Origin of the sequence: Bradyrhizobium xenonodulans (genome assembly GCF_027594865.1) — a bacterium.
Classification (GTDB): Bacteria; Pseudomonadota; Alphaproteobacteria; order Rhizobiales; family Xanthobacteraceae; genus Bradyrhizobium; species Bradyrhizobium xenonodulans.
Window position 1 is genome coordinate 1,321,662 of record NZ_CP089391.1, and the last position, 21,351, is coordinate 1,343,012.

A 21,351-nucleotide genomic window follows, 5' to 3' on the forward strand; every position below is an offset into this window, starting at 1 on the left:
GACACGAGGAACGCTCGGCGGAGGGCCAGCCTCGCAACATCCTCGGTGACAAACTCAGCAGATTCGCAGGGTTCTGCCCCGTGCCGTCACATCCGTGTCATCACGTTATCCACAGCTCAGATGCATTTTCGGGTGATTTTGGTGCGCGAATCCGCATCGCGAGACGTGCCGACGCGACCGTGCAGGGACGCCGCGACATGCCTAACGATCCGACAATCGCCGCGCGCCGTTCATGAATCCAAAACCAACGGCGCGCTTTCGAGGATCGCAGTGAGACTCCGTTAAGCGCAACCCGTGCATTGTCCTCCGCAAGAACACGGGGACGGGTCATGGACGAACGGCTGCCAGGGACGGGAGGCGCGAGGTTGCACGCGCTGCACGCGCCATGCTGAACGTGCCGACACTCTGGACCGTCTTCGTCGTCAACTTCCTGGCGCTCGGCCTGATCTGGGCCTACGTGACGCGCTCCTATCCGAAATTCGCGGCCGCGCGGTTCTGGATGGCGTCATGCTTCGTCGGCGCCGCCGGCGCGATGGCGGCGCTGGTCCGCCTGTTCGTCGCCTCTCCACTGCCGCTCCTGTCAGGGGCAGTCGGTATCATCGCGGCAAGCTGCCTTGCTGCGATGGGCATCCAGCGCTTCTACGACCAGCCGGTATCCTGGCGCATCATGATCGCGACGGGCGCCTTGAGCCTCGGCGGCGTCGTGTTCTTCATGCTCGGCTTCGAGCATATGCAGCTGCGTATGCTCAGCTACTCGCTCGGGCAGGCCCTGCCGCTGGCGCTGGCGCTGCGTCTGCTCTTGTCGCCGCCGGAAGGCCGCGTCAGCCCGGGTGCCCGGCTGTCCGGCATCGTCATCGTCAGCATCATCGCGATCTTCTTCGCCCGTGCGGTGGGCAACCTGCTTGGCGGTGACTTCTCCTCGGTTGCCGGCGGCCAGGCCCATGCCGTCATGGTGCTGGGACTGCTGTTCCTGTCGATGACGCTCAATTTCGGCTTCCTGCTGATGGCGATGGATCGCCTGCGGGGCGAGGTCGCCGACCTCGCATTGCTCGACGATCTCACCGGCGTCGCCAACCGGCGGCATCTGTTGCAGCGCCTGTCCGAGGAATGCACTCGCTCGGAGCGCAGCGGCGAGGCGTTCTCGCTGCTGGTGATCGACCTCGACGGCTTCAAGACCATCAACGACACCCACGGCCATGCCGCGGGCGATGCGTGTCTGCGGCACTTCACCCTGATGGCGCAGACACGCCTGCGGCCGGGCGACATGCTGGCCCGCACCGGCGGCGACGAGTTCTGCGTCGTGCTGCCGTCCTCCTCCTTGCGCGAGGGGGCCGCGATCGCCCGCCGCGTGCTCGAGGTCTGCCGCCAGGATGCAGCAAGTTGCACGGCCAAGGACATCCCGATCGCGATCTCGATCGGCGTCGCCGAATGGGACCGCGGCATCGGCCAATTCCCGGACCGCCTGATCGCGCACGCCGACCACGCCCTCTACGCCGCCAAGAAGAACGGCAAGAACGATTTTGCGGTCTACAATCCAGCCCCGCCGCTCTCGCCCGAGCCGGCAGGGCTCAGTGAGGCAAAGCTCTGTGAGGCAAGTCTCAGTGAGGCAAGGCTCAGTGAGGCCGCGCGCAAATTCGCCTGAAGCCTGCTACGCTGGGATCCGTTATTGGATCCTGATGATGATATCCCGCCTGTTCGCGGCTGCTCTCGCCGCTCTCTTCCTGATCACACCCGCCGCTGCCGAAGATGCCGACCTCGCAAAGCTGGCGCGCAGCTCCGGCACGCCCGACATTCCCGGCCTGAAGATCGTCTGGCTCGCGCCATGGGGCGACGTCGCCAAGGCTCGTGCCTGGCGCAACATCATCGTGCACCAGACCGAGGGGCCGACGGGCTCGGCGCGCGGCGGCGCCGAGGCGCAGGCGAAGAACCCGACACGCCGCGGCGTCACGGTGTGGGTCGAGACCGACGGCACGGTCTATTGGGCGGCGGCGGAGAACCTGGTGCCGACCCATGGCGACGGCGCCAACCGCAACGACAACAAGTACATCGACAACAGATCTACCTATCGCCAGGTGGTGCGCGACAATTCGATCGGCGTCGAGTTCGCCGGCAATTATCCCGATGTCGCCACCGGCCCCACAGAGGCGCAGGTTGCGGCGTGGAAGATCCTCGTGCAGGTGCTGCGCGCGCGCTACGGCATCCCGGCTGACCACGTCTACGCGCACAACTGGATCGACTACAAGGACGCCCGCTATTGCGAAGGCTGCTGGCTCGCGACGCTGGCAAGGGTTTGGGGGGAATGACGAGCTAGACCGGTTGCGCCATCCACCCGAAGAACCGCTCGATCAATCCCGGCCGCCGCGGCAATTCCGGCGGATCGTCGACGGCCAGCACGCGTTTGAAGAAGTAATCCAGAAACACCATGTCGTTCGGCTCGGTGACGGTGAAGTTCTCCTCGCCGAAGAACACGCTGTAGCTGAAGAAGAACGGACCCATGATCGGGATCGTCGCGGTCGAGGCATAGTCCTTGGAGATGATGAACTCGGCGGGATCGAGCCCGTGCTCGCGCATCGCCTGCTCGACCAGCGGCAGCTTGCGCATGAACTGGGCGGAAAAGCCGCCGACGGTGGATTGCAGGATGATCGACACGGTGGCGTCCATTCGATGCTGTCGGTCCGATATTTTTGGGTCGGTTGGCCGGCAGCGCCGGTTCAAGGCGAGCCTGGTTGTAGATCAGACGAGCGGAGGGGGATGTGATGGTCGTCTCACTCGTCCACACTCTCCACCGACTGCAGCCAAAACCACCGCTGTCGTTGCCCGGTTTAACCGGGCGATCCAGGTATTCCAGAGGCCTGCGTTGGATATCTCGCTGCTGCGATTGGTGCCGCGGCGAACTGGATGCCCCGCCCCCGTGCGCAATTGCGCACTAGGCGGGCGTGACACTGAATGTGGCGCCGCGCTTCGCATCACTCGAACAAGGCATCGCCCCAAACAAAAAAGCCGGCGTTGCCGCCGGCTTTTCCGTCTCTCATCGATCCGCCAATCTCTGGCGCTGAAGCTGCGCTTAGAGCGCGGCTTCCAGCGCGGCCTGTTCGGCCTTTGCAATCGTGCCCTTGACCGCGGCCTGCACCTTTTCAAAGGCGCGGACTTCGATCTGGCGGACGCGCTCGCGCGACACGCCGAACTCGGCGGCAAGGTCTTCCAGCGTCATCGGCTCATCGGCGAGGCGGCGGGCCTCGAAGATGCGGCGTTCGCGCGGGTTGAGCACGCCCATGGCGCCATTCAGCGCGTCACGGCGGTGATCATACTCCTCGTGCTCCGCCATCATGGCTTCCTGGTTGGGCGTATTGTCGACCAGCCAGTCCTGCCATTCGCCGGCTTCGCCGTCGTCGCGGATCGGTGCGTTGAGCGACGCGTCGCCACCGAGGCGGCGGTTCATGTCGATCACGTCCTGATCGGTGACGCCGAGGCGCTTGGCAATGATCTTCACCTGGTCGGGGCGAAGGTCGCCCTCGTCCAGCGCGTTGATCTTGCTCTTCGCCTTGCGCAGGTTGAAGAACAGCTTCTTCTGGTTCGCGGTCGTGCCCATCTTCACGAGCGACCAGGAACGCAGGATGTACTCTTGAATCGACGCCTTGATCCACCACATCGCGTAGGTGGCGAGACGGAACCCCTTCTCGGGTTCGAAACGCTTCACCGCCTGCATCAGGCCGACATTGCCTTCCGAGACGACCTCGGAGATCGGCAGGCCGTAGCCGCGATAGCCCATGGCGATCTTGGCCACGAGGCGGAGATGGCTGGTGACGAGTTGATGCGCCGCGTCGCGATCGTCATGCTCGCGCCAACGCTTGGCGAGCATGTATTCCTGCTGGGGTTCCAGCATCGGGAACTTGCGGATCTCGGCGAGGTAGCGAGAAAGGCCGGATTCTCCATTGAGGATCGGCAGAGCAGCGGTACGGGCCATACTGAAGCCCTCCAAAGGTTCAGGCCCCCGATAGCGGCGGGCCAGGCAGACGACCGCTTTGTTAAAGCCGGCCGTAGCTGCGATGTTCCGCGTTGGTCATTTCCAACGCACGCGCAATATACCCCATGGGGGGTCAAAAAGGGAAGGATTGCTGACGTCACGTCCCCGTGTGGCAGCTATAACTTTTTGTAATGTAACGCCTTTCTTAAAAGGCCTGCGTCATAGCGCCGCTTTCAGGGCCGCCTCCAAGAGAAGCAAATCCTCCGGCAGAGGCGCCTCCCAGTGGAGTAATTCTCCCGTCCTCGGGTGCTCCAGTACCAGCAAATAAGCATGCAGGGCCTGCCGCCCCAGCGCCGCCAAGGCGGCTTGCGACTCGGGGCCGAGCTGGTTTGCCTTGGTCTTGAAATGCGGGCCATAGACGGCGTCCCCCATCAGGGGATGGCCGATATGGGCGAGGTGGACGCGGATCTGGTGGGTGCGTCCGGTCTCGAGCTCGCAGGCGAGCAGGGCGGCGATCGGCTTGCCGTCACGCCCTGCAAAACTCTCCAGAAGCTCCCAATGGGTCACTGCCTCGCGGCCGCCCTGGCGCACCGCCATCTTCTCGCGCGCATGCGGATGGCGGTCGATCGGCGCATCGACGGTGCCGCGATGGCGGCCGGGCAGCCCCCAGGCGAAGGCCATGTAGCCGCGGCGCATCGCGCCGGTGCGGCCGTGGTCGGCGAATTGCGCGGTCAGCGAGGCATGGGCGAGGTCGTTCTTGGCCACCACCATCAGCCCGGTCGTGTCCTTGTCGAGCCGGTGCACGATGCCGGGCCGGCGCACCCCGCCGATGCCGGACAGCGAGCCGCCGCAATGGGCGATCAGCGCGTTCACCAGCGTGCCAGTCTCGTGCCCGGCCGCGGGGTGCACCACGAGGCCCTTCGGCTTGTTGAGGACGACGATGTCGTCGTCCTCGAACACGATATCCAGCGCAATGTCCTCGCCCTTGGGCTCCGGCGGAGCCGCCTCCGGCACGTCGATTATGATCGTATCGCCGGATGCGACGTGATAAGCGGGGTCGCGGACCGCGGTGGCCTTCAGGTGCACTGCGCCCGCCAGGATCAGAGCTTTCAGCCGCGATCGCGACAGGTCCGGCAAACGCGCCGCCAGCACGCGGTCGAGCCGGGCCGAGCCCTCGTCGCCGGCGACGACAACCTCCAACCTTTGCGCAGAGCCAGAATTTTCCATGACGACGTCTGATACCGCTGTTCCCGAACCGACCCCCGAGCAGGCCGCGCTGTTCGCGCGGGTGCGGCGGATGATGCTGATCGCGGGGTTGACCACGGCGCTGGCGATCTGCGCCGTTCTGATCGCGGTGGGCTACCGCCTTTTCAAGTCGGAGGGAAGGGCAGCGGAGCCGGTGGGTGACGTCACCGCCACCCTGCCGAAGGGCGCCAGGATCGTCTCGACCGGCGTGGCCGGCGACCGTCTCGTGGTTACGCTGGATATCGGCGGGGTCATCGAGATCCGCACCTTCGACGCCCACACCCTCAAGCCCGCCGGAAAGCTGAAATTTGCCAATGAGCCGTAAAAGGGCCATCCGGGTCCTTGCGGCGGACAAATTTCGAGGTTATTGGCTAGCCCTCACGCTCCCTTCGTCTAGCGGTTAGGACGCGGCCCTCTCAAGGCTGAAACAGGGGTTCGATTCCCCTAGGGAGCGCCATTGTCTTGAAGCCAGCTTTGTCTTGAAGCCAGCTTTTCCCCCGATCTCGATTTGATTGTTCCACCCCTTGGGTGAGCCTGTGGCATTGGCGATCAATATCCGGGCCGATAACGATTCAGCAGGCGAGATCGAGCGGCTGTGGGATCAGGTTGCCGTGTTCGAGGCCGAGCCCTCGATGCGCGCCCTCGGCTACCGGCCTCATTTGACGTTTGCCATCTACGACTCGCCAGCGGCTGACGAGAAGGCTGCGTGGGATGTGATGCTGGCAGCTACGTCTGGCCAGACGCAACTGCGGATCAGGTTCAAACGAATTCGCTGGTTCGAAGGTTCTCCGCTCGTCCTCTGGGCGGAGCCGGAGGTCGACGAAACCCTGGCTCGAATCCACGCCGCCATCAGCGCGGCAATCGATCCAGCACATTGTCGTCCTCACTACCGGCCCGGCGCGTGGACGCCCCATTGCACGCTCGGCACTGCCGTTGCCGACGAACGGCGCGATGATGCGATGGCTTTCGCGCAGGCGTTTGACCGCAACATTGAAGTGTTGTTCGACGTGGTCGACTGCGTCGCCTTTCCGCCTGTGCGGATTATTGCCGAACGCAGATTGTCGTCGTAGTCAATTGTTGCTCCGCGACGATGCGTCAAGCCAATGCCGCGCAGCCCTTCTCTCACGCCGTCGTGCCGTCGATCGAGCGGCGGATTACCTGCTGCACTTCCGCATTCGACAGGAACAGATCGTGGTTGATGATGCCCCAGCCTTCCGCTGACGCATCGACGACGCGCACGCCGAGCCGCGCGATCGCGGCCTTTTCGGCCGCGCCGACCCTGGTCATTCCACCTGCAATCTGTCCCGATAGCGCGAGGGCGCGATCGTTCGTCGAAGCGATCACGGTGATCTTGCCGGCCAGCGGGCCGATGCGCTGGACCGCCGACGAGAACACGTCCATGTCGATGTCGGGCGCGGCAAACACGACCGCGCCGATCTTGCTCGTGACCGTGTCGCCGTATCGCGCATAGAGCTGACGCAGGCTTTCCAGCGTCAGCATGGTTCCCATGCTGTGCGCAACGATGTGCACGCGGCCACCGCCCGGCGCCGACACCAGCGCAGAGAGCGCGCGTTCGAAATCGTCGCGCGACCACATCGCGCTGTCGCGATCATAGGCGTAGTCGAACAGTCCGGCCTTGGAGGGCCAGGCGAACACCATGGTCCGGCCGCGGAACTTGATCGCATCGGAGAGATAGGCGCCGTCCAGCACCGCCGTCTCGAACGTCTGCTTGAAGCCGTGCACATAGATCAGCACGTCGCCTCCGCCGGCCTGCGTCGCGAGATCGCCGGCGTCGGCTGGCACGGGTTCGATCCGATCAAGACGCCAACTGCCAAGTCCAACCGAGGCGAGAGACAGGCGGCTCTCGTCGGGGGCCACTAGCTTGGCCCGCGCGACCGTCATGCTCGTCGCGCGCTCCGGACCGAACCAGGGTTTGGCGCGAGCACCGTTCACGGCCTTGCGCGTGGTGGCGACAAGTAATGTGGAGTCAACGGAGAGGGACGAGGCGTCGAAGCGCGCGCCGGTCGCACCCAGGCCGGCGCATCCGCCGAGCGCGAGCGCACTTCCCGCCGACATAAGTCCGCCGAGGAAAGCGCGGCGCGAAACGGAATGACCGGAGTCGCGTTGCAGGAGACGTTGAATGATCACACGGAACCTTCGGGAACTTTGCCCCGTAGCGCCGCCCCGCCCAACTCCCTGAATGACAATGGGGGCGAGAAGACGGCGAAGCCGCTTCGCGGTCGGTTGCATGATCATGCGTTCGAAGGAGCGCCAACAGTCGTTGGAACTACAGTGCACTAGTTCAACGGGCGTTTGGCAAAACAGCCAGATCCGTTGTCAATCCGCTTGTCGAAAATATTCCACTTTACCGAAATTCCGATTTATCGTATTTGTCGGCCATCCCAGCCCAGCAAAAGGGGCAGTCGTACGTCACGCGCGTCAACCGGCGCGGTGCCGTGCATTTCGCCGGGGCGAGGGAGGCCAGAACGAACTCGGCTCCCGGGAGAGCACGGCATAGGCTGTCAAACCATCGCGCAGGGAAGGCCTGGTCTCGGCTGCCCTGTGTCTCCCCTGTGCATTGCGTGTGCATTCGTTCAGCATGGGGGTTTTGTGGGGGCCAGCCGGCGCCCGGTCTTCCCTGCGCCCTTTCTTGACGAGAGAAGCATAGCTCGGGCAAATCATGCCGCGAGATTGCGGCTACGTGTCTGCGATGACGTATGAGCTGACCTCTCGCGCAAGCATGCTGCATCGGCATCGACGGAGGTGGTCGTTCCCCCAAAAATCTGCATCTATGCGCGCCGAGACGGCGCGGGATGCGGCCGGTCTCCACCTCCGAAGCTGCTGCCGGGCCTTTGGAGGTTTGGCATTAGCTTTTTGGAGTGACGATATGAGCGGCTTGGTGATTTCTGGCGGCCGGGTGGTGGATCCCGCGAGCGGGATGGACGCTATCGGCGACGTGGCGGTGGTGGACGGCAGGATCGCCGCCGTCGGCACGGGCCTCGGCAGCGCCGAGCGGGTGATCGACGCCACCGGGCTCGTGGTCGCGCCCGGCTTCATCGATCTGCACGCGCATGGCCAGTCCATCCCGGCGGACCGCATGCAGGCCTTCGATGGCGTGACGACGACGCTCGATCTCGAGGCCGGCGTGCTGCCGGTCGGGTCCTGGTATGAGCGCCAGGCGCGGAAGGGCCGCGTGCTGAACTACGGCGCCGCCACCAACTGGGCCTTTGCGCGCATCGGCGCGATGACGGGCTCCAACGCCGAGAGCTCGCTGGAGGCATTCGGCAACGCGATGCGCGACCGTCGCTGGATGGACAACGTCGCGACCGACACGGAGGTCTCAGGCATCCTCGATCGCCTTTCGCGCGGCTTGAACGAAGGCGGCATCGGCATCGGCATCCTGAACGCCTATGCGCCCGGCGCCGGCGTGCAGGAATTGACCGCGGTCTGCCAGCTTGCGGCCAAGCAGGACGTGCCGACCTTCACCCACGTCGCCTACATGTCGCGCATCGACCCCGAAAGCGCGGCGGAAGCCTATATCCGCCTGATCGGCTATGCCGGCGCCACCGGCGCGCACATGCACATCTGCCATTTCAACTCGTCGAGCAAGACCGACATCGAGCGTTGCCGCGTGCTGGTCGAGAAGGCGCAGGCGCAGGGCCTGCCCATCACGGTCGAGGCCTACCCTTACGGCACCGGCTCGACCGTGCTGGCCGCCGCCTTCTTCAGCGACCCCGAGTTCGTCGAACGCAACGGCACCGGCTACGACTCGGTGCAGCGCGTGACCGACGGCCACCGCTTCAGCGATCGCGAGGAGCTGTTGAAGGCGCAAGCCGAGGAGCCGTCCTCGCTGGTGCTGTGGCACATCCTCGACACCGAGAACAATGCGCATCACCGCGACCTGCTCGACATGTCGGTGCTGTATCCCGGCGGCGCGATCGCCTCCGACGCGATGCCGTGGACGACGTCGGACGGCAAGACCTACACCGGCGATGCCTGGCCGCTGCCTGACGATGCCACCTCGCATCCGCGCTCTGCCGGCTGCTTCACGAAATTCATCCGCGAATGGGTGCGCGAGCGCAAGACCGTGTCGCTGCTGGAAGGCGTACGCAAATGCGCGCTGATCCCGGCAGAGATCCTGTCGCAGAGCACACCCGCGATGCGCGCCAAGGGCCGGCTCGATAGGGGCGCCGATGCCGACATCGTGGTGTTCGACTACGAGAAGCTGTCCGACCGCGCGACCTTCACTGCAATGAACCGTCCTTCGGAAGGCGTGCGGCATCTGGTCGTCAGCGGCGAGGTGCTGATCAGCGACGGCGTGCTGGATGTCGCTGCGCGGCCCGGCAAGCCCGTCCGCCGTCCCGTCGTCGAGAGCTGATCCATGCCGGTCCCCATTCTCCTGGTGACGGGCTTTCTGGGGGCGGGCAAGACCACTGTCGTCAACCATCTGCTGGCGAACGCGGAGGGGCGGCGGATCGCCGCCATTGTCAACGACTTCGGCGCCATCAACATCGATGCGGAGCTGATCGCGGGCGCCAGCGACGGCGTCGTCAGCCTCGCCAATGGCTGCATCTGCTGCTCGCTGGAAGGCGATCTGCTCCGCACGCTCTCGACCCTGCTGCGGCGCGATCCGAGGCCGGAGTACATCGTCATCGAGACCAGCGGCGTCGCAGATCCCGCCGACATCGTCCGCAATCTGATGGACCCTGTGATCCTGCGCGAGGCGCCGCTGGAGACGGTGCTCTGCGTGATGGATGCGGCAACGCCGCCGGCCGCCCTCGAGGATGCGCTCCATCGCTCGCAGCTCCGCGTCGCCGACATCGTGGCGCTGAGCAAGCTGGATCTCGCCGACGAGGGCGCAGGCGGGCGGATGCGCGAAGCCATCCGCGCCCAGCGCGTCCCGGCCGTGGTGGTCGATGCGCAGCACGGCGAAATTCCATCCGTGCTGCTGTTTCCCGCGAATGTCGATCGCACGCCCGCACCGCGGCAGCCCGGGCCGCGGCGACCGGCAGAACAGCGCTTCGAAACGCTGAGCTGGACCTCGAACCAGCCACTCTCGCTGCCGCGCTTGCAGCAGGCCATCGGCAAGCTGGCGCCAAAACTCGCGCGCGCCAAAGGCCTGTTCGAGACCGTCGAGCAGCCCGGCCGCCAGATGGTATTTCAATTCGCCGCCGGCCGCGCCACGATGGCGCCGGGCGATGCGCCGGCTCCCGGTGTGCCGCGGGCACGCATCGTCTTCATCGCCGAGCTCGGCGTGCTGTCCAAGGCCGAGCTGGACGGGATCATGGAGGCGTGCGTTGCTTCGGCGTGAAGCCCGCGCGTCGCCTCAATCCTCCACCGGCAGTCCGTCGCCGTGCACATACCAGTCCGCGCGCGATGCCCACTGCACGTGCCGGTCGGGTACCGCACCCAGCGGCTCGTCGAACGCGCCGGCATGGATGATCGCCTCGCGCCCGCTACGCGTGAGGTGCGGCATCGGGCTGCCGCAGATCTTGCAGAACGCGGTCGCAAAGCTTCGCGCATTCGGCAGATTGAAGCGCGCGACGGATGCTTCGCCGCGCAGCCAGCGCAGCGCGCCCGCCTGCACGATCACCTCGCAGGCATGCGCCGTGCCGGTCGCCTTGCGGCAGCGCGAGCAATGGCAGTTGAGGAAGCGGTCGAACGGACCCTCGACCTCGAACGCGACCTCGCCACACAGGCAGCTTCCCCGGAATGCGGCCATCTCACTCCCCGTCCGGCTCGGCCGGCTTGTCGATCACACTCAGCGCACTATCAGACCCTTGCGGCAGAGGATTCTCAAGAGCGGCGCGGCAAACTCATGCGAATTGCGCGATGCCGTGGCCGACGGACCAGTTCTCCGCGGGCGCGTCGAGCACATTCACGAAGACGTCCCCGGGGCGGATGCCCGGGTTGTCGCCGAGCAGGTCGGTGATCCGACGGTACAGCGCCTTCTTCTGTTCCGCCGTGCGCGAGGCGAACACGGTGATCTGGATCAGCACGGCGTCGTCGCTGCGCGCGACGCCGTAGGCGTTGCCGCAGCGGAAATTTGCTGGCGCAATCTCGCTGATGGTCATGAACTCGTCGCCTTCAGGGACGTTCAGCGCCTCGCGCATGGCGCGGTAGAGGCCGTCGAGGATCGCCCGGCGGTAGGCGTCCGGTTTCCCGGCGCGCATCGAGATATGGAGCAGAGGCATAGCTGGTCCCTTTGCATGCGGGTCCGGCCGGCCAGGGCGCATGCAGGCGCCGGCCGTTCGGCCCATTGACGAAATGGGCTATCAATCCCGATTAGTTTTTGACACGATGTCTAGAATCCATATTCTTGACATCGTGTCAATACTTTGCCGGACGGAGGAGTAAGAATTTGAGGCCGCGCGAGTTTGACCACGACGACGTGCTGCGCATCGCGTTCGACCAGTTCTGGCGCAAGGGCGTGCGCGGCACCTCGCTGTCGGACATTGCGCGAGACGCCGGCGTCCAGCGCGGCAGCCTCTACAACGCCTTCGGCAGCAAGGAGGCGCTGTTCCTGCAGGCCTATGAACGCTACGCGGGCGACTATCTCCTCGTCCTGCAAAAGGCGCTCGGCACAGGTACTTTACGAAAGCGCCTCACTGCGTTCTTCGACCTGACCATCACCAATTTCCGCTCCGGGACGCCGCCGCGGGGATGCCCGACCACGCGGGGACTGATGGAGCTCGGCGCGGCCGAAGGCGAGGGGCTCGACGAGGAGGCGCGCCAGGCGTTTGCCGGTCTCGTCTCGCGCATCACGGCTCTGGTTCAGGAAACGTTGTCGGCGGGCGCAGAGCGCGGCGAATTCAGCGGCAATCCCGCGGCCGCAGCGCTGCACATCATCACGGTGACGCGCGGACTTGCGGTGCTCGAGCGCGCCTTCGGCGACGAGCCGCAGCTGCGCAAGATCGCGGCCCACACCGTCGATCTCGTGCTCGAGGAGAAGGGTCGCCAGCGGGTGACACGAGAATGACGATCCCGGCGGTGGTCGCGCCGGGATCGTCTGGAGGTTTCATGGAGGGCATCGAGCACTGCGTCTCCATGACGATGTCGATACCGCAAGACGGCTCTATGTGCGAGTAGAACCCGTCAAAGCGTCAGCACAGGGCAAGCGCGTTGATCGCGCGCGTTGCCGCATCCTCTTTCCCGAAGGTCACGAACTGACACACGATGGCCTCGAGTTCACCTGGCTGCCTGCTTCGCGCGACCGCCAGCAGCCGCATCAGATCCGCCTCGTCCTTCGACAGGCGCCGGCACGACGGCGGCATGAAGCACAGCTCGCAAGGGCGGCCGCTGCGCAGAATTCTGACGAGCGCGGCCGCGCGCGCCACCAGTAGCGGACTGTCGGCGATATCAGGCGCCTCGTCGGCGAAGCGATAGGCCGCCTCCCAGCAGTCGGAGGCACCGGTCGCATAGGCCGCTCCGATGAAGCGAAACAGCGACAGCGCGATGCGGCAAAAATTATCGTAGCTGTCGACGCACGGACGGCTCGCAAGCGCGGCCCGGAACGGGCAGCGCTGCGACTGGCCGGCTTCCGTAACGGGCACAGAGCCACACGCATCCTGCATCATGAGCGGTCTCGTCAGTGCAATGTGGGACTTCCGACGAACCAGCTCTTCATCGCCATCGTCCGATCATGGTCGAGCGATCGAACCTGTCGGTCGGGCAGGATGAGACCGGCCATGCGGAAGATCGTCGCAAGCCCCCGGACCGGCGCCAGCGCCCAATCGGCACCGACCGGCGGGAGCCAGCACTCGAACTGCTCGCGCGCGACGTCGACGCGCTCCTGCTGTGCCGCGGCGATGGCGTGCAACATTCCGTGCTCGCTGTCCGACATCCTCGGACAGGTGGGGCAATGCACCTCGATCGCCGTATGCGCCGTGCACGCAAAGATCTCGATGATGGATTCCAGCGACGGCACGGCATCGCCCACGCGAAAGTGGTCGTACACCTGCTGGATGTCGGCGGCGGTCGGAACGGCGGTTCCGCTGCGCGCCTTGGCCCGAAATCCCCAGATGAACAGCCGCTCCGCCGCGCACAGCGCGGGAAGGTCGAGGGACCCTGTCGATGTCGATTGATGCATTGAGCCTCTGGCCTTTGGCTGCGCTCACGCCACTTCCGGCGCTGATGATCTGCGCCGATCGTTCGGCCAGGGCCGGCTGCAAGTCAACGCTCGGAGGGGCGATATCGAGGTCTTCTAGTTTTGAAGAACTTTCATCTCGGATGCGGCCAACCTCGCAAGCGAGCGAAGCCCTATGCAGCGTGCCGGCCGCCTTCCACGCAGTTTTGCGGGCTTTTGGGGGACCCAATGCTTAAGGCTTTGCTAAGGGGAGCAGGATAAACTGGCATATCAGCCCCGCTAATTCATGCGAGCATCAATGATTTTCTCCCGTATCAGTTTCAAGCTGGTCCTGATCGTTGCCATCAGCCTTCTTGGCATGATCGCTCTGGCGCCGATCGCGCTCTCGACCGTGCGCGCCCAGATGGTCGCCGACCGTCAGGCCAAGACGCAGCACATGGTCGATGTCGGCTACGGCATCCTGGCGCATCATCAGAAGCTCGAAAGCGAGGGGAAGCTGACGCGCGAGCAGGCGCAGGCCGCCGCGATCGCGGAGATCAAGAGCCTGCGCTACGACAAGGTCGAGTATTTCTGGATCAACGACATGGCCCCCAAGATGGTCATGCACCCGATCAAGCCCGAACTCGACGGCAAGGATCTCTCCGGCATGAAGGATCCCGCCGGCAACGCGCTGTTCATGGGTTTCGTTGACGTCGTCAAGAAACAGGGCGCGGGCTTCTACGGCTACCTCTGGCCGAAGCCCGGCTTCGATCAGCCGGTCGGGAAGATTTCCTATGTGAAGGGCTTTGCGCCCTGGGGCTGGATCATCGGCACCGGCATCTATCTCGACGACGTCGACGCGGTCTTTCGCCAGAACGCGATGACGTTCGCCTATATCTGCCTGGCCGTCCTGGTCGTGGTGCTCGGCGCCTCGTTCCTGATCGGCCGCAGCGTCACTAAGCCGCTCGCAAAGATCACCGCGCTGACTGAGCGTCTCGCCGGCGGCGACAGCACGTTCGAGGTGCCCTACACCGACCGCAGCAACGAGGTCGGCGCGCTCGCCAAGGCGCTTGCCGTGTTCAAGGACAATGCGGCTGCGGTGGGCCGGATGCATGCCGAGCAGCAGGAGGCCAAGCAGACGGCCGACGACGAGAAGCGCAGGACGATGGCCGATCTCGCCGACAAGTTCGAGGCGAGCGTTCAGGCCGTCGTCCGCGACGTCTTCAACGAGGCGCGCGCGATGCAGCAGGCCGCGCAAGGCATGTCGGAGACCGCGAACAAGGCGACCGACCGCGCCAGCTTCGTCGCCACCGCCTGCCAGCAGGCTTCGAGCAATGTGCAGACCGTGGCTTCTGCCGCCGGCCAGCTGTCGGCTTCGATCACCGAGATCAGCCAGCGCGTCGCGCAGGCGGCTTCCGTGGCCGACAAGGCCGCCGCCGACGGCCAGCGCACCAACGACACGGTGCAGGGATTGGCTGCGGCGGCCCACAAGATCGGCGAGGTCATCGACCTCATCAACCAGATCGCTTCGCAGACCAATCTGCTCGCGCTCAACGCCACCATCGAAGCCGCGCGCGCCGGCGAGGCCGGCAAGGGATTTGCCGTGGTCGCGAGCGAAGTCAAATCGCTGGCCAGCCAGACCGCGAAGGCGACCGACGAGATTGGCGCGCAGATCACCGCGATCCAGGCCGAGACCAACCAGGTCGTCGGCAACATCGACAGCATCCGCAAGACCATCATGGAGGTCAATGAGATCTCCTCGTCGATCGCAGCCGCAGTCGAGGAGCAGGGCGCCGCGACCCAGGCGATCGCGCACAGCGTGCAGGAGGCGGCCTCCGGCACCGACCAGGTCTCGCAGAACATCTCCGGCGTCACCGATGCGACGGCCGAGACCGGCCAGGCCGCCGGCCTCGTGCTGCAATCGAGCGGCCGGCTGACGCAGAAGCTGCAATCGCTCGAGGACGAGGTCAGCACCTTCGTTGCGGGCGTGCGGGCAGCCTAGTACAGCAGGGGGATGGGCCAAAATTCCGCGCGCATCCTCCTGATCAATCCGAACGGCTCTGAGACGACCACCGCAATGATGGTCGCCATCGCGACGTCTGCCGCTGGGGATGGCTTCGACATTGTCGGCGCGACCGCGACGCGCGCGCCGCAAATGATCGTGACGCCGGATGCGCTGGATGCAGCTTCCGCCGAAGTTCTGGAGATTGCGCGGGCACGTCGGCATGGATGCGACGGGATCATCGTCGCGGCGTTCGGCGATCCCGGCCTTGCCAGGATCAAGGCTGTAATGAAGTTGCCTGCGGTCGGCATCGGAGAATCCTCGATGCTGGAGGCTGCGCAGCACGGCCGCCGTTTCGGCGTGGCGACCACGACGCCGATGCTGGAGGCGAAGATCGACGCGCTGCCGCATGCGCTGGGATTGCAATCCCGCTACACCGGGACGCGCTTCGCCGAGGCCGATCCGCAGGAACTGATGCGCGATCCGGCGCGGCTGCGTGCAGCGCTGGCTGGTGCCGTCGAAGCCTGCATCGCGCAGGACGGAGCCGAGGCCGTCATCATCGGCGGCGGGCCGCTGGGCGAAGCCGCGCGCGAGCTTCAGCCGATGTTCACCGTGCCGGTCATCGCGCCGATCCCGTCTGCCGTGGCGCGGATTATTCGTCTCGTCACGGCGCGCGCCGGGAGTTGATATTCCGGCCGGCGGGACCGGTCACGGCCACAGGCTTCCCCACCCTTGACGGCTGCGGCTAAAGTCAGGAAGCAGGACCATTGAACCTGCCGACCCGCGCCTCCGCTCGCGGGCATGGAGACGCTGCATGTCGTTCAAGAAGCTTCTGATCGCCAACCGCGGTGAAATTGCCATCCGCATCGCGCGTGCCGCGGCCGACGCTGGCATTGCGACGGTTGCGATCCATCCGGCGGATGATGCGCTGTCGCTGCACGTGCGTGTGGCCGACGAGACGGTCGAAATTCCCGGCCGTGGCGCGCGGGCCTATCTCGATATCGAGGCCGTGGTGAAGGCGGCGAAGAGCGCTGGCTGCGATGCCGTGCATCCCGGCTACGGCTTCCTCAGCGAGAATGCCGCGTTCGCCAAGGCCTGCGCCGATGCGGGCATCGCCTTCATCGGGCCGAAGCCGGCCGCGCTCGAGCTGTTCGGCGACAAGGTTGCGGCACGGCAATTGGCAAAGCGCTGCGGCGTGCCGATCATCGCCGGCACCAGCGGCCCGTCCTCGCTGGACGACATCGCGGCGTTCTTCTCCTCGCTCGGCAGCAACGCGGCGATCGTGATCAAGGCAATGGCCGGCGGCGGCGGCCGCGGCATGCGCGTCGTGGAGAATGCCGGCGATCTTGCGGAGGCCTATGCGCGCTGCCAATCCGAGGCCAAGGCGGCGTTCGGCTTCGACGGCGTCTATGCCGAGCGGCTGATCCGGCAGGCCCGCCATATCGAGGTGCAGATCATCGGCGACCGCCATGGAGCGATCTCCCATCTCTGGGAGCGCGAATGCACCATCCAGCGCCGCCATCAGAAGCTGATCGAGGTGGCGCCGAGCCCCTCGCTCGGCGAGGCCCTGCGCGGCCGCATCATCGAGGCGGCCAAGCAACTGGCGGCTGCGGCGTTCTACGACAATCTCGGGACGTTCGAGTTCCTGGTCGACGGCACCGCCGAGGACAGCTTTGCCTTCATCGAGGCCAATCCCCGGCTCCAGGTCGAGCACACCGTCACCGAGGCGGTTCTCGGTCTCGACCTCGTCCGCGCCCAGCTCGCGGTCGCCGCTGGCAGCTCACTTGCTTCCCTCGGCCTCGCGCAGGGGGCGATCCCGAAGCCGCGCGGCCATGCCATGCAGCTCCGCGTCAATATGGAGACGCTGGACGAGACGGGCGCCACGCATCCGACGGGCGGCGTGCTTGCCGTGTTCGAGCCGCCGTCGGGCCCCGGCGTTCGCGTCGATAGTTTTGGTTACGCCGGTTACAAGACCAGCGCGGCCTTCGACTCGCTGCTTGCCAAGGTGATCGTGCACACGCCGGGCGAGGCCTGGCATGACGTGGTCGCCAAGGCCTCGCGCGCCTTGCGAGAGTTCCGGATCGACGGCGTCGTCACCAACATCGCCTTCCTCCAGGCGGTGCTCGCGCATCCCGATTTCAGGACCAACCGCATCGCGACCGATTTCATCGACCGCAATATCGCAAAGCTCGTGGAAGCGGCCGATGGCGCCGCCAAGCCGCTCTATTTTGCGGCGACCGAGCGAAGCGATGGTCACGGCGCGGAAACTCACGTCGCGCAAGCCGTGCCCGAGGGCGCGGTAATGGTCGCGGCGCCCTTGCAGGGCACCATCGTCGCCATCCAGGTCAGGGAAGGCGAGATCGTACGCCCCGGCCAGCAGCTCGCCGTGATCGAGTCCATGAAGATGGAGCACCTCGTCATGGCTGAGCAGGGCGGCCGCGTCATGAAGCTCATCGCCGGCGATGGCGTCACGCTGATGCATGGCGATCCCATCCTGTATCTGGAGCCGCTCGACGTTGCGGCTGATAGCGCGGCGGCAGAGACCGATATCGATCTCGACCACATCCGCCCTGATCTGGCCGAGCTGATCGCGCGCCAGGCCAATACGCTCGATGCGAACCGGCCGGCCTCGGTCGAGCGCCGCCGCAACACCAACCAGCGCACCGCGCGCGAAAACGTCGCGCAGCTCGTCGATGACGGCTCGTTCATGGAATACGGCAGCCTCGCGATCGCGGCACAGCGCCGTCGTCGCAAGCTCGACGATCTCATCAAGAACACGCCGGCCGATGGCCTCGTCATGGGCGTCGCCACCGTCAACGCGGAGAAGTTCGGGCCTGAAGGCGCACGCTGCATCGTCGTCGCCTATGATTACACCGTGCTCGCGGGCACGCAGGGCCATATGAACCACAAGAAGATCGACCGCATGCTGACCCTGGCGGAAGACTGGCGCGTCCCGCTGGTGTTTTATGCCGAAGGCGGCGGCGGGCGGCCCGGCGACACCGACCGGCTCGGGATGACCGGCCTCGACGGTCCCTCCTTCGTGCAGTTCGCAAGGCTCTCCGGCCTCGTGCCGGTGATTGGTGTCGTCTCAGGCTATTGCTTCGCCGGCAACGCCGCGATGCTCGGCTGCTGCGACGTAATCATCGCCACCAAAAATGCCTCGATCGGCATGGGCGGCCCGGCGATGATCGAAGGCGGCGGGCTCGGCGTCTACCATCCGGCTGAGGTCGGCCCGGTCTCGTTCCAGTCCCCCAATGGCGTCATCGACATCCTGGTCGAGGACGAGGAGGAGGCCACAAAGGTTGCGCAGAAATACCTGTCGTATTTCCAGGGCGCCGTGTCGGACTGGCAGGCCGCCGACCAGCGCCTGCTCCGGCGCGCCATCCCGGAAAACCGCCTGCGTGTCTACGACATTCGCAGCGTGATCGATCTCGTCGCGGACGAGGACAGCGTGCTGGAGCTGCGACGCGAGTACGGCGTCGGCATGATTACCGCGCTGATCCGCATCGAAGGAAAACCGTTCGGGCTGATCGCCAACAATCCGCGCCATCTCGGCGGCGCGATCGATGCCGACGCCGGCGACAAGGCCGCGCGCTTCCTCCAGCTCTGCGACGCCTTCGACCTGCCTGTCGTCTCGCTCTGCGACACGCCCGGCTTCATGGTTGGCCCGGAAGCCGAGAAGACCGCGATTGTCCGCCACGTCTCGCGCATGTTCGTAACAGGCGCGAGCCTCACCGTGCCGCTGTTCGGCATCGTGCTGCGCAAGGGCTACGGGCTGGGTGCGCAGTCGATGATCGGCGGTGGCTTCCACGCTTCCTTCTTCACCGCGGCCTGGCCGACCGGTGAGTTCGGCGGCATGGGTCTCGAGGGCTATGTTCGCCTCGGCTTCCGCAAGGAGATGGAGGCGATCGCCGATCCCGAGGAGCGCGAGACCTATTATCGCAACAAGGTCGCCGAGCTATACGCCAACGGCAAGGCAGTCTCGATCGCCTCGGTGTTCGAGATCGACAACGTCATCGACCCCGCCGAGACGCGGCGGTGGATCATGGCGGGCCTGCGCTCGGCGCCCAAGCCGCCGGCGCGGACAGGGAAGAAGCGGCCGTGCATCGACACGTGGTGAGGGCGGTGCAGCAAGCTTGCGTCCCGGTTCCCGATTGACATCCCCGCCTGTGGTGCCAGACTTTGCACAATAATACAGGGTGGAGACGTCTGCGATGGCCAGCCTGTCGGCCTCGAACCATGTCGCCCGTGTCTTGTCCGTCGCCAATGATGTGGCCGACGTCGATGCGGAGTCGCGGATCGCGACCTCCTGGCGGCGCTGCCTGATCAGCCACAAGCTCGATCCCGCCCGCCAGGGCCCGCCGCAGACGCTGACCGAGGCCGAGATCCGTCACGTCGCCGAGCCGCTGGAGCAGACGATCCGGCTCCTCACGCCCGAGCTCGACGATCTCGCCCGCGTGCTGCGTGATGCCGGCTATTGCGTCAATTTGGCTGACGCCAACGCGACCATGCTGTTCAGCCGGCTGCCGGGCGAAGCCGATAACGAGATCTTCCTGCGCTGGAAGGTCTACACCGGCTCGAATTTTTCGGAAGCGTTTGAAGGTACCAACGGACTCGGCACGTGCCTTGCGGAACGAAAGCCGATCCTGGTCCATCGCGATGAGCATTTTCGCGCGCAATGGGGCATCTTCTCCTGCGCGGTGACGCCTCTGTTTGACCAGGCCGGACGTCTCGCCGGCGCCGTCAACATCACGTCCTGCCGCGAGGACCTCGAACGGACCGCGCATCAGCTTGCGCTCGCTGTGGCAATGGAGGCGACGCGGCGGATGGAAGGCGCGATCTTCCGCGATCATTTCCGCGATGCCTGGATCGCGACCGTGCCGGGCGATGCCGGCCGCGGCCTGCTTGCCTATGATGACGATCGCCGCATCGTCGGCGCATGCCGCTCGGCGCGTGCGCTGCTGGGCCTCACCGACGGCCTGATCGCATCCGGCATCGATCTGTCGCGCTACATCAAGCTCGATCATCTGCGCCATGGGGACGACATTGTCGAGCTGCGCCGCGCCGATGGACGTCCGCTCGGCCAGAGCCACATTGCCCCGCCATTGCGCGCAAGATCCCCCTCGCACCGCCGTGATGCGTCCGTCGATCGCTTCGACGCGCTGCATCGGCTCGCCGGTAGCGATCCCGGCCTGGTCAAGAGCGTGAAACGGCTGAGGAGCATCGGCGATCACAATCTGCCGGTGCTGCTGCATGGCGAGACCGGCGTCGGCAAGGACGTGTTCGCGCGCGCGATCCACGCTGCGAGCAGCCGCGCCCGCAACAACTATGTCGCGCTGAACTGCGCGGCGATGCCGGAGAGCCTGATCGACGCCGAGCTGTTCGGCTACGAGGCCGGCGCCTTCACCGGTGCGCGGCGCGAAGGCTCCAGGGGCCTGATCGTGCAGGCCGATGGCGGCACGCTGTTTTTGGACGAGATCGGCGACATGCCGATCGCGCTGCAGACGCGCCTCTTGCGCGTGCTGGAAAATCGTGAGGTCTGGCCGCTCGGTGCGCTCAAGCCGGTGCCGGTGGATATTCGATTGATCAGCGCCACCCATCGCGATCTCGGCCGCATGGCCGAGGAGGGCGCCTTTCGCGCCGACCTCTATTTCCGCCTGCGCGGCCTGGAGGTGCGGCTGCCGGCGCTCCGCGAGCGCGCCGATCGGGATGATGTCATCCGCCAGATCGCGCGCGAGGAAGCACCAAATTGCAGCCTGTCGGATGAGGCCTGGGCGCTGCTCTCGGCGTATCCGTATCCGGGCAACATGCGCCAGCTCCGCCACGTGCTGCGGCTCGCCGGTTGCACGGCGGAGAACGCCGTCATCACCGATGCGGATCTCGATCTGCCGCCGTTCGGTAGGCGGGTGATGGAGCCTGATCTCGAAGCGGCAGAGCGTGCCACGATCGTGGAAGCGCTCCGCAAGCATGGCGGTCGCGTCACCGAAGCAGCCGGCGTGCTAAAACTCAGCCGCGCGACGCTGTATCGCAAGATCAAGCTGCTGAAGATCGAGACCGCGCAGTAGTGCCGAGCAG

General features: G+C 65.7%; 19 protein-coding genes and 1 tRNA gene. 12 read left to right on the forward strand and 8 right to left on the reverse strand.

Features of this window, described 5'->3' with window-relative positions:
• Positions 1-385: 385 nt before the first annotated feature.
• Together I3J27_RS06285 and I3J27_RS06290 are read left to right on the forward strand one after the other, a co-directional pair.
• Positions 386-1,642: a GGDEF domain-containing protein gene (locus I3J27_RS06285; RefSeq protein WP_270166481.1), complete on the forward strand. Its 1,257-nt coding sequence runs from the start codon at positions 386-388 to the stop codon at positions 1,640-1,642.
• Between the two features lie 34 nt (positions 1,643-1,676).
• Positions 1,677-2,303 carry a peptidoglycan recognition protein family protein gene (locus tag I3J27_RS06290; protein WP_270166483.1) on the forward strand — a complete coding sequence of 209 codons (627 nt, stop codon included), beginning with the start codon at positions 1,677-1,679 and terminating at the stop codon, positions 2,301-2,303.
• 4 nt (positions 2,304-2,307) lie between these two features.
• Here I3J27_RS06290 and I3J27_RS06295 read toward each other — a convergent pair whose 3' ends face one another.
• From I3J27_RS06295 to I3J27_RS06305, 3 genes are all read right to left on the reverse strand, one after another.
• A complete protein-coding gene (locus I3J27_RS06295; RefSeq protein ID WP_306417067.1) occupies positions 2,308-2,649 on the reverse strand; it encodes a hypothetical protein in 342 nt (113 codons plus the stop codon).
• A 415-nt stretch (positions 2,650-3,064) separates the two neighbouring features.
• Positions 3,065-3,964, reverse strand: coding sequence for an RNA polymerase sigma factor RpoH (rpoH, locus tag I3J27_RS06300; RefSeq protein WP_270166487.1), 900 nt, complete (start codon positions 3,962-3,964; stop codon positions 3,065-3,067).
• A 219-nt stretch (positions 3,965-4,183) separates the two neighbouring features.
• Positions 4,184-5,191 (reverse strand): RluA family pseudouridine synthase, encoded by a 1,008-nt coding sequence (locus tag I3J27_RS06305; RefSeq protein ID WP_270166489.1) that lies wholly within the window; start codon positions 5,189-5,191, stop codon positions 4,184-4,186.
• On the opposite strand from I3J27_RS06305, the gene I3J27_RS06310 reads away from it, so the two are divergent.
• The 3 genes from I3J27_RS06310 (at position 5,190) to I3J27_RS06320 (ending at position 6,279) form a co-directional block, all read left to right on the forward strand.
• On the forward strand, positions 5,190-5,534 hold the full coding sequence (locus I3J27_RS06310; RefSeq protein ID WP_270166491.1) for a hypothetical protein: 345 nt from the start codon (positions 5,190-5,192) through the stop codon (positions 5,532-5,534). The two genes, I3J27_RS06305 and I3J27_RS06310, sit on opposite strands and share 2 nt — an antisense overlap.
• Positions 5,535-5,591: 57 nt before the next feature.
• Positions 5,592-5,666 (forward strand) — tRNA-Glu (locus I3J27_RS06315).
• 79 nt (positions 5,667-5,745) lie between these two features.
• On the forward strand, positions 5,746-6,279 hold the full coding sequence (locus I3J27_RS06320) for a 2'-5' RNA ligase family protein (RefSeq protein ID WP_270166493.1): 534 nt from the start codon (positions 5,746-5,748) through the stop codon (positions 6,277-6,279).
• A 52-nt stretch (positions 6,280-6,331) separates the two neighbouring features.
• Here I3J27_RS06320 and I3J27_RS06325 read toward each other — a convergent pair whose 3' ends face one another.
• Positions 6,332-7,285, reverse strand: coding sequence for an alpha/beta hydrolase (locus I3J27_RS06325; protein WP_270166495.1), 954 nt, complete (start codon positions 7,283-7,285; stop codon positions 6,332-6,334).
• 784 nt (positions 7,286-8,069) lie between these two features.
• On the opposite strand from I3J27_RS06325, the gene I3J27_RS06330 reads away from it, so the two are divergent.
• Together I3J27_RS06330 and I3J27_RS06335 are read left to right on the forward strand one after the other, a co-directional pair.
• Positions 8,070-9,587 carry an amidohydrolase family protein gene (locus tag I3J27_RS06330; protein WP_270166497.1) on the forward strand — a complete coding sequence of 506 codons (1,518 nt, stop codon included), beginning with the start codon at positions 8,070-8,072 and terminating at the stop codon, positions 9,585-9,587.
• Positions 9,588-9,590: 3 nt separating this feature from the next.
• Entirely contained in the window at positions 9,591-10,520 is a 930-nt protein-coding gene (locus I3J27_RS06335; protein WP_270166499.1) for a CobW family GTP-binding protein, read from the forward strand.
• Between the two features lie 15 nt (positions 10,521-10,535).
• Here the strand turns inward: I3J27_RS06335 and I3J27_RS06340 are convergent, their stop codons facing one another.
• A complete protein-coding gene (locus I3J27_RS06340; protein WP_270166501.1) occupies positions 10,536-10,931 on the reverse strand; it encodes a GFA family protein in 396 nt (131 codons plus the stop codon).
• 94 nt (positions 10,932-11,025) lie between these two features.
• Positions 11,026-11,403, reverse strand: a complete 378-nt coding sequence (locus I3J27_RS06345) for a tautomerase family protein (RefSeq protein WP_270166502.1) — start codon at positions 11,401-11,403, stop codon at positions 11,026-11,028.
• Positions 11,404-11,570: 167 nt separating this feature from the next.
• On the opposite strand from I3J27_RS06345, the gene I3J27_RS06350 reads away from it, so the two are divergent.
• Positions 11,571-12,188: a TetR/AcrR family transcriptional regulator gene (locus tag I3J27_RS06350; protein WP_270166504.1), complete on the forward strand. Its 618-nt coding sequence runs from the start codon at positions 11,571-11,573 to the stop codon at positions 12,186-12,188.
• A 124-nt stretch (positions 12,189-12,312) separates the two neighbouring features.
• On the opposite strand, the gene I3J27_RS06355 is transcribed toward I3J27_RS06350, so the two are convergent.
• Both I3J27_RS06355 and I3J27_RS06360 read right to left on the reverse strand, forming a co-directional pair.
• Positions 12,313-12,786 carry a hypothetical protein gene (locus tag I3J27_RS06355; RefSeq protein ID WP_270166513.1) on the reverse strand — a complete coding sequence of 158 codons (474 nt, stop codon included), beginning with the start codon at positions 12,784-12,786 and terminating at the stop codon, positions 12,313-12,315.
• An 11-nt stretch (positions 12,787-12,797) separates the two neighbouring features.
• Positions 12,798-13,298 (reverse strand): hypothetical protein, encoded by a 501-nt coding sequence (locus I3J27_RS06360; RefSeq protein WP_270166515.1) that lies wholly within the window; start codon positions 13,296-13,298, stop codon positions 12,798-12,800.
• Positions 13,299-13,593: 295 nt separating this feature from the next.
• On the opposite strand from I3J27_RS06360, the gene I3J27_RS06365 reads away from it, so the two are divergent.
• The 4 genes from I3J27_RS06365 (at position 13,594) to I3J27_RS06380 (ending at position 21,341) form a co-directional block, all read left to right on the forward strand.
• Positions 13,594-15,276 (forward strand): methyl-accepting chemotaxis protein, encoded by a 1,683-nt coding sequence (locus I3J27_RS06365; protein ID WP_270166517.1) that lies wholly within the window; start codon positions 13,594-13,596, stop codon positions 15,274-15,276.
• 12 nt (positions 15,277-15,288) lie between these two features.
• Entirely contained in the window at positions 15,289-15,963 is a 675-nt protein-coding gene (locus I3J27_RS06370) for an aspartate/glutamate racemase family protein (RefSeq protein ID WP_270166566.1), read from the forward strand.
• A 127-nt stretch (positions 15,964-16,090) separates the two neighbouring features.
• A complete protein-coding gene (locus I3J27_RS06375; protein ID WP_270166579.1) occupies positions 16,091-19,396 on the forward strand; it encodes an acetyl-CoA carboxylase family protein in 3,306 nt (1,101 codons plus the stop codon).
• A 94-nt stretch (positions 19,397-19,490) separates the two neighbouring features.
• Positions 19,491-21,341, forward strand: coding sequence for a sigma-54-dependent Fis family transcriptional regulator (locus I3J27_RS06380; RefSeq protein ID WP_270166581.1), 1,851 nt, complete (start codon positions 19,491-19,493; stop codon positions 21,339-21,341).
• Positions 21,342-21,351: the final 10 nt, after the last annotated feature.

Coding starts and splice junctions, on each gene's coding strand:
- I3J27_RS06285 (WP_270166481.1), top strand. CDS start 386: ATGCTGAACGTGCCGACACTCTGGACCGTCTTCGTCGTCAACTTCCTG.
- I3J27_RS06290 (WP_270166483.1), top strand. CDS start 1,677: ATGATGATATCCCGCCTGTTCGCGGCTGCTCTCGCCGCTCTCTTCCTG.
- rpoH (WP_270166487.1), bottom strand. CDS start 3,964: ATGGCCCGTACCGCTGCTCTGCCGATCCTCAATGGAGAATCCGGCCTT.
- I3J27_RS06310 (WP_270166491.1), top strand. CDS start 5,190: ATGACGACGTCTGATACCGCTGTTCCCGAACCGACCCCCGAGCAGGCC.
- I3J27_RS06305 (WP_270166489.1), bottom strand. CDS start 5,191: ATGGAAAATTCTGGCTCTGCGCAAAGGTTGGAGGTTGTCGTCGCCGGC.
- I3J27_RS06325 (WP_270166495.1), bottom strand. CDS start 7,285: ATGTCGGCGGGAAGTGCGCTCGCGCTCGGCGGATGCGCCGGCCTGGGT.
- I3J27_RS06335 (WP_270166499.1), top strand. CDS start 9,591: ATGCCGGTCCCCATTCTCCTGGTGACGGGCTTTCTGGGGGCGGGCAAG.
- I3J27_RS06340 (WP_270166501.1), bottom strand. CDS start 10,931: ATGGCCGCATTCCGGGGAAGCTGCCTGTGTGGCGAGGTCGCGTTCGAG.
- I3J27_RS06345 (WP_270166502.1), bottom strand. CDS start 11,403: ATGCCTCTGCTCCATATCTCGATGCGCGCCGGGAAACCGGACGCCTAC.
- I3J27_RS06355 (WP_270166513.1), bottom strand. CDS start 12,786: ATGATGCAGGATGCGTGTGGCTCTGTGCCCGTTACGGAAGCCGGCCAG.
- I3J27_RS06360 (WP_270166515.1), bottom strand. CDS start 13,298: ATGCATCAATCGACATCGACAGGGTCCCTCGACCTTCCCGCGCTGTGC.
- I3J27_RS06365 (WP_270166517.1), top strand. CDS start 13,594: ATGATTTTCTCCCGTATCAGTTTCAAGCTGGTCCTGATCGTTGCCATC.
- I3J27_RS06370 (WP_270166566.1), top strand. CDS start 15,289: ATGGGCCAAAATTCCGCGCGCATCCTCCTGATCAATCCGAACGGCTCT.
- I3J27_RS06375 (WP_270166579.1), top strand. CDS start 16,091: ATGTCGTTCAAGAAGCTTCTGATCGCCAACCGCGGTGAAATTGCCATC.
- I3J27_RS06380 (WP_270166581.1), top strand. CDS start 19,491: ATGGCCAGCCTGTCGGCCTCGAACCATGTCGCCCGTGTCTTGTCCGTC.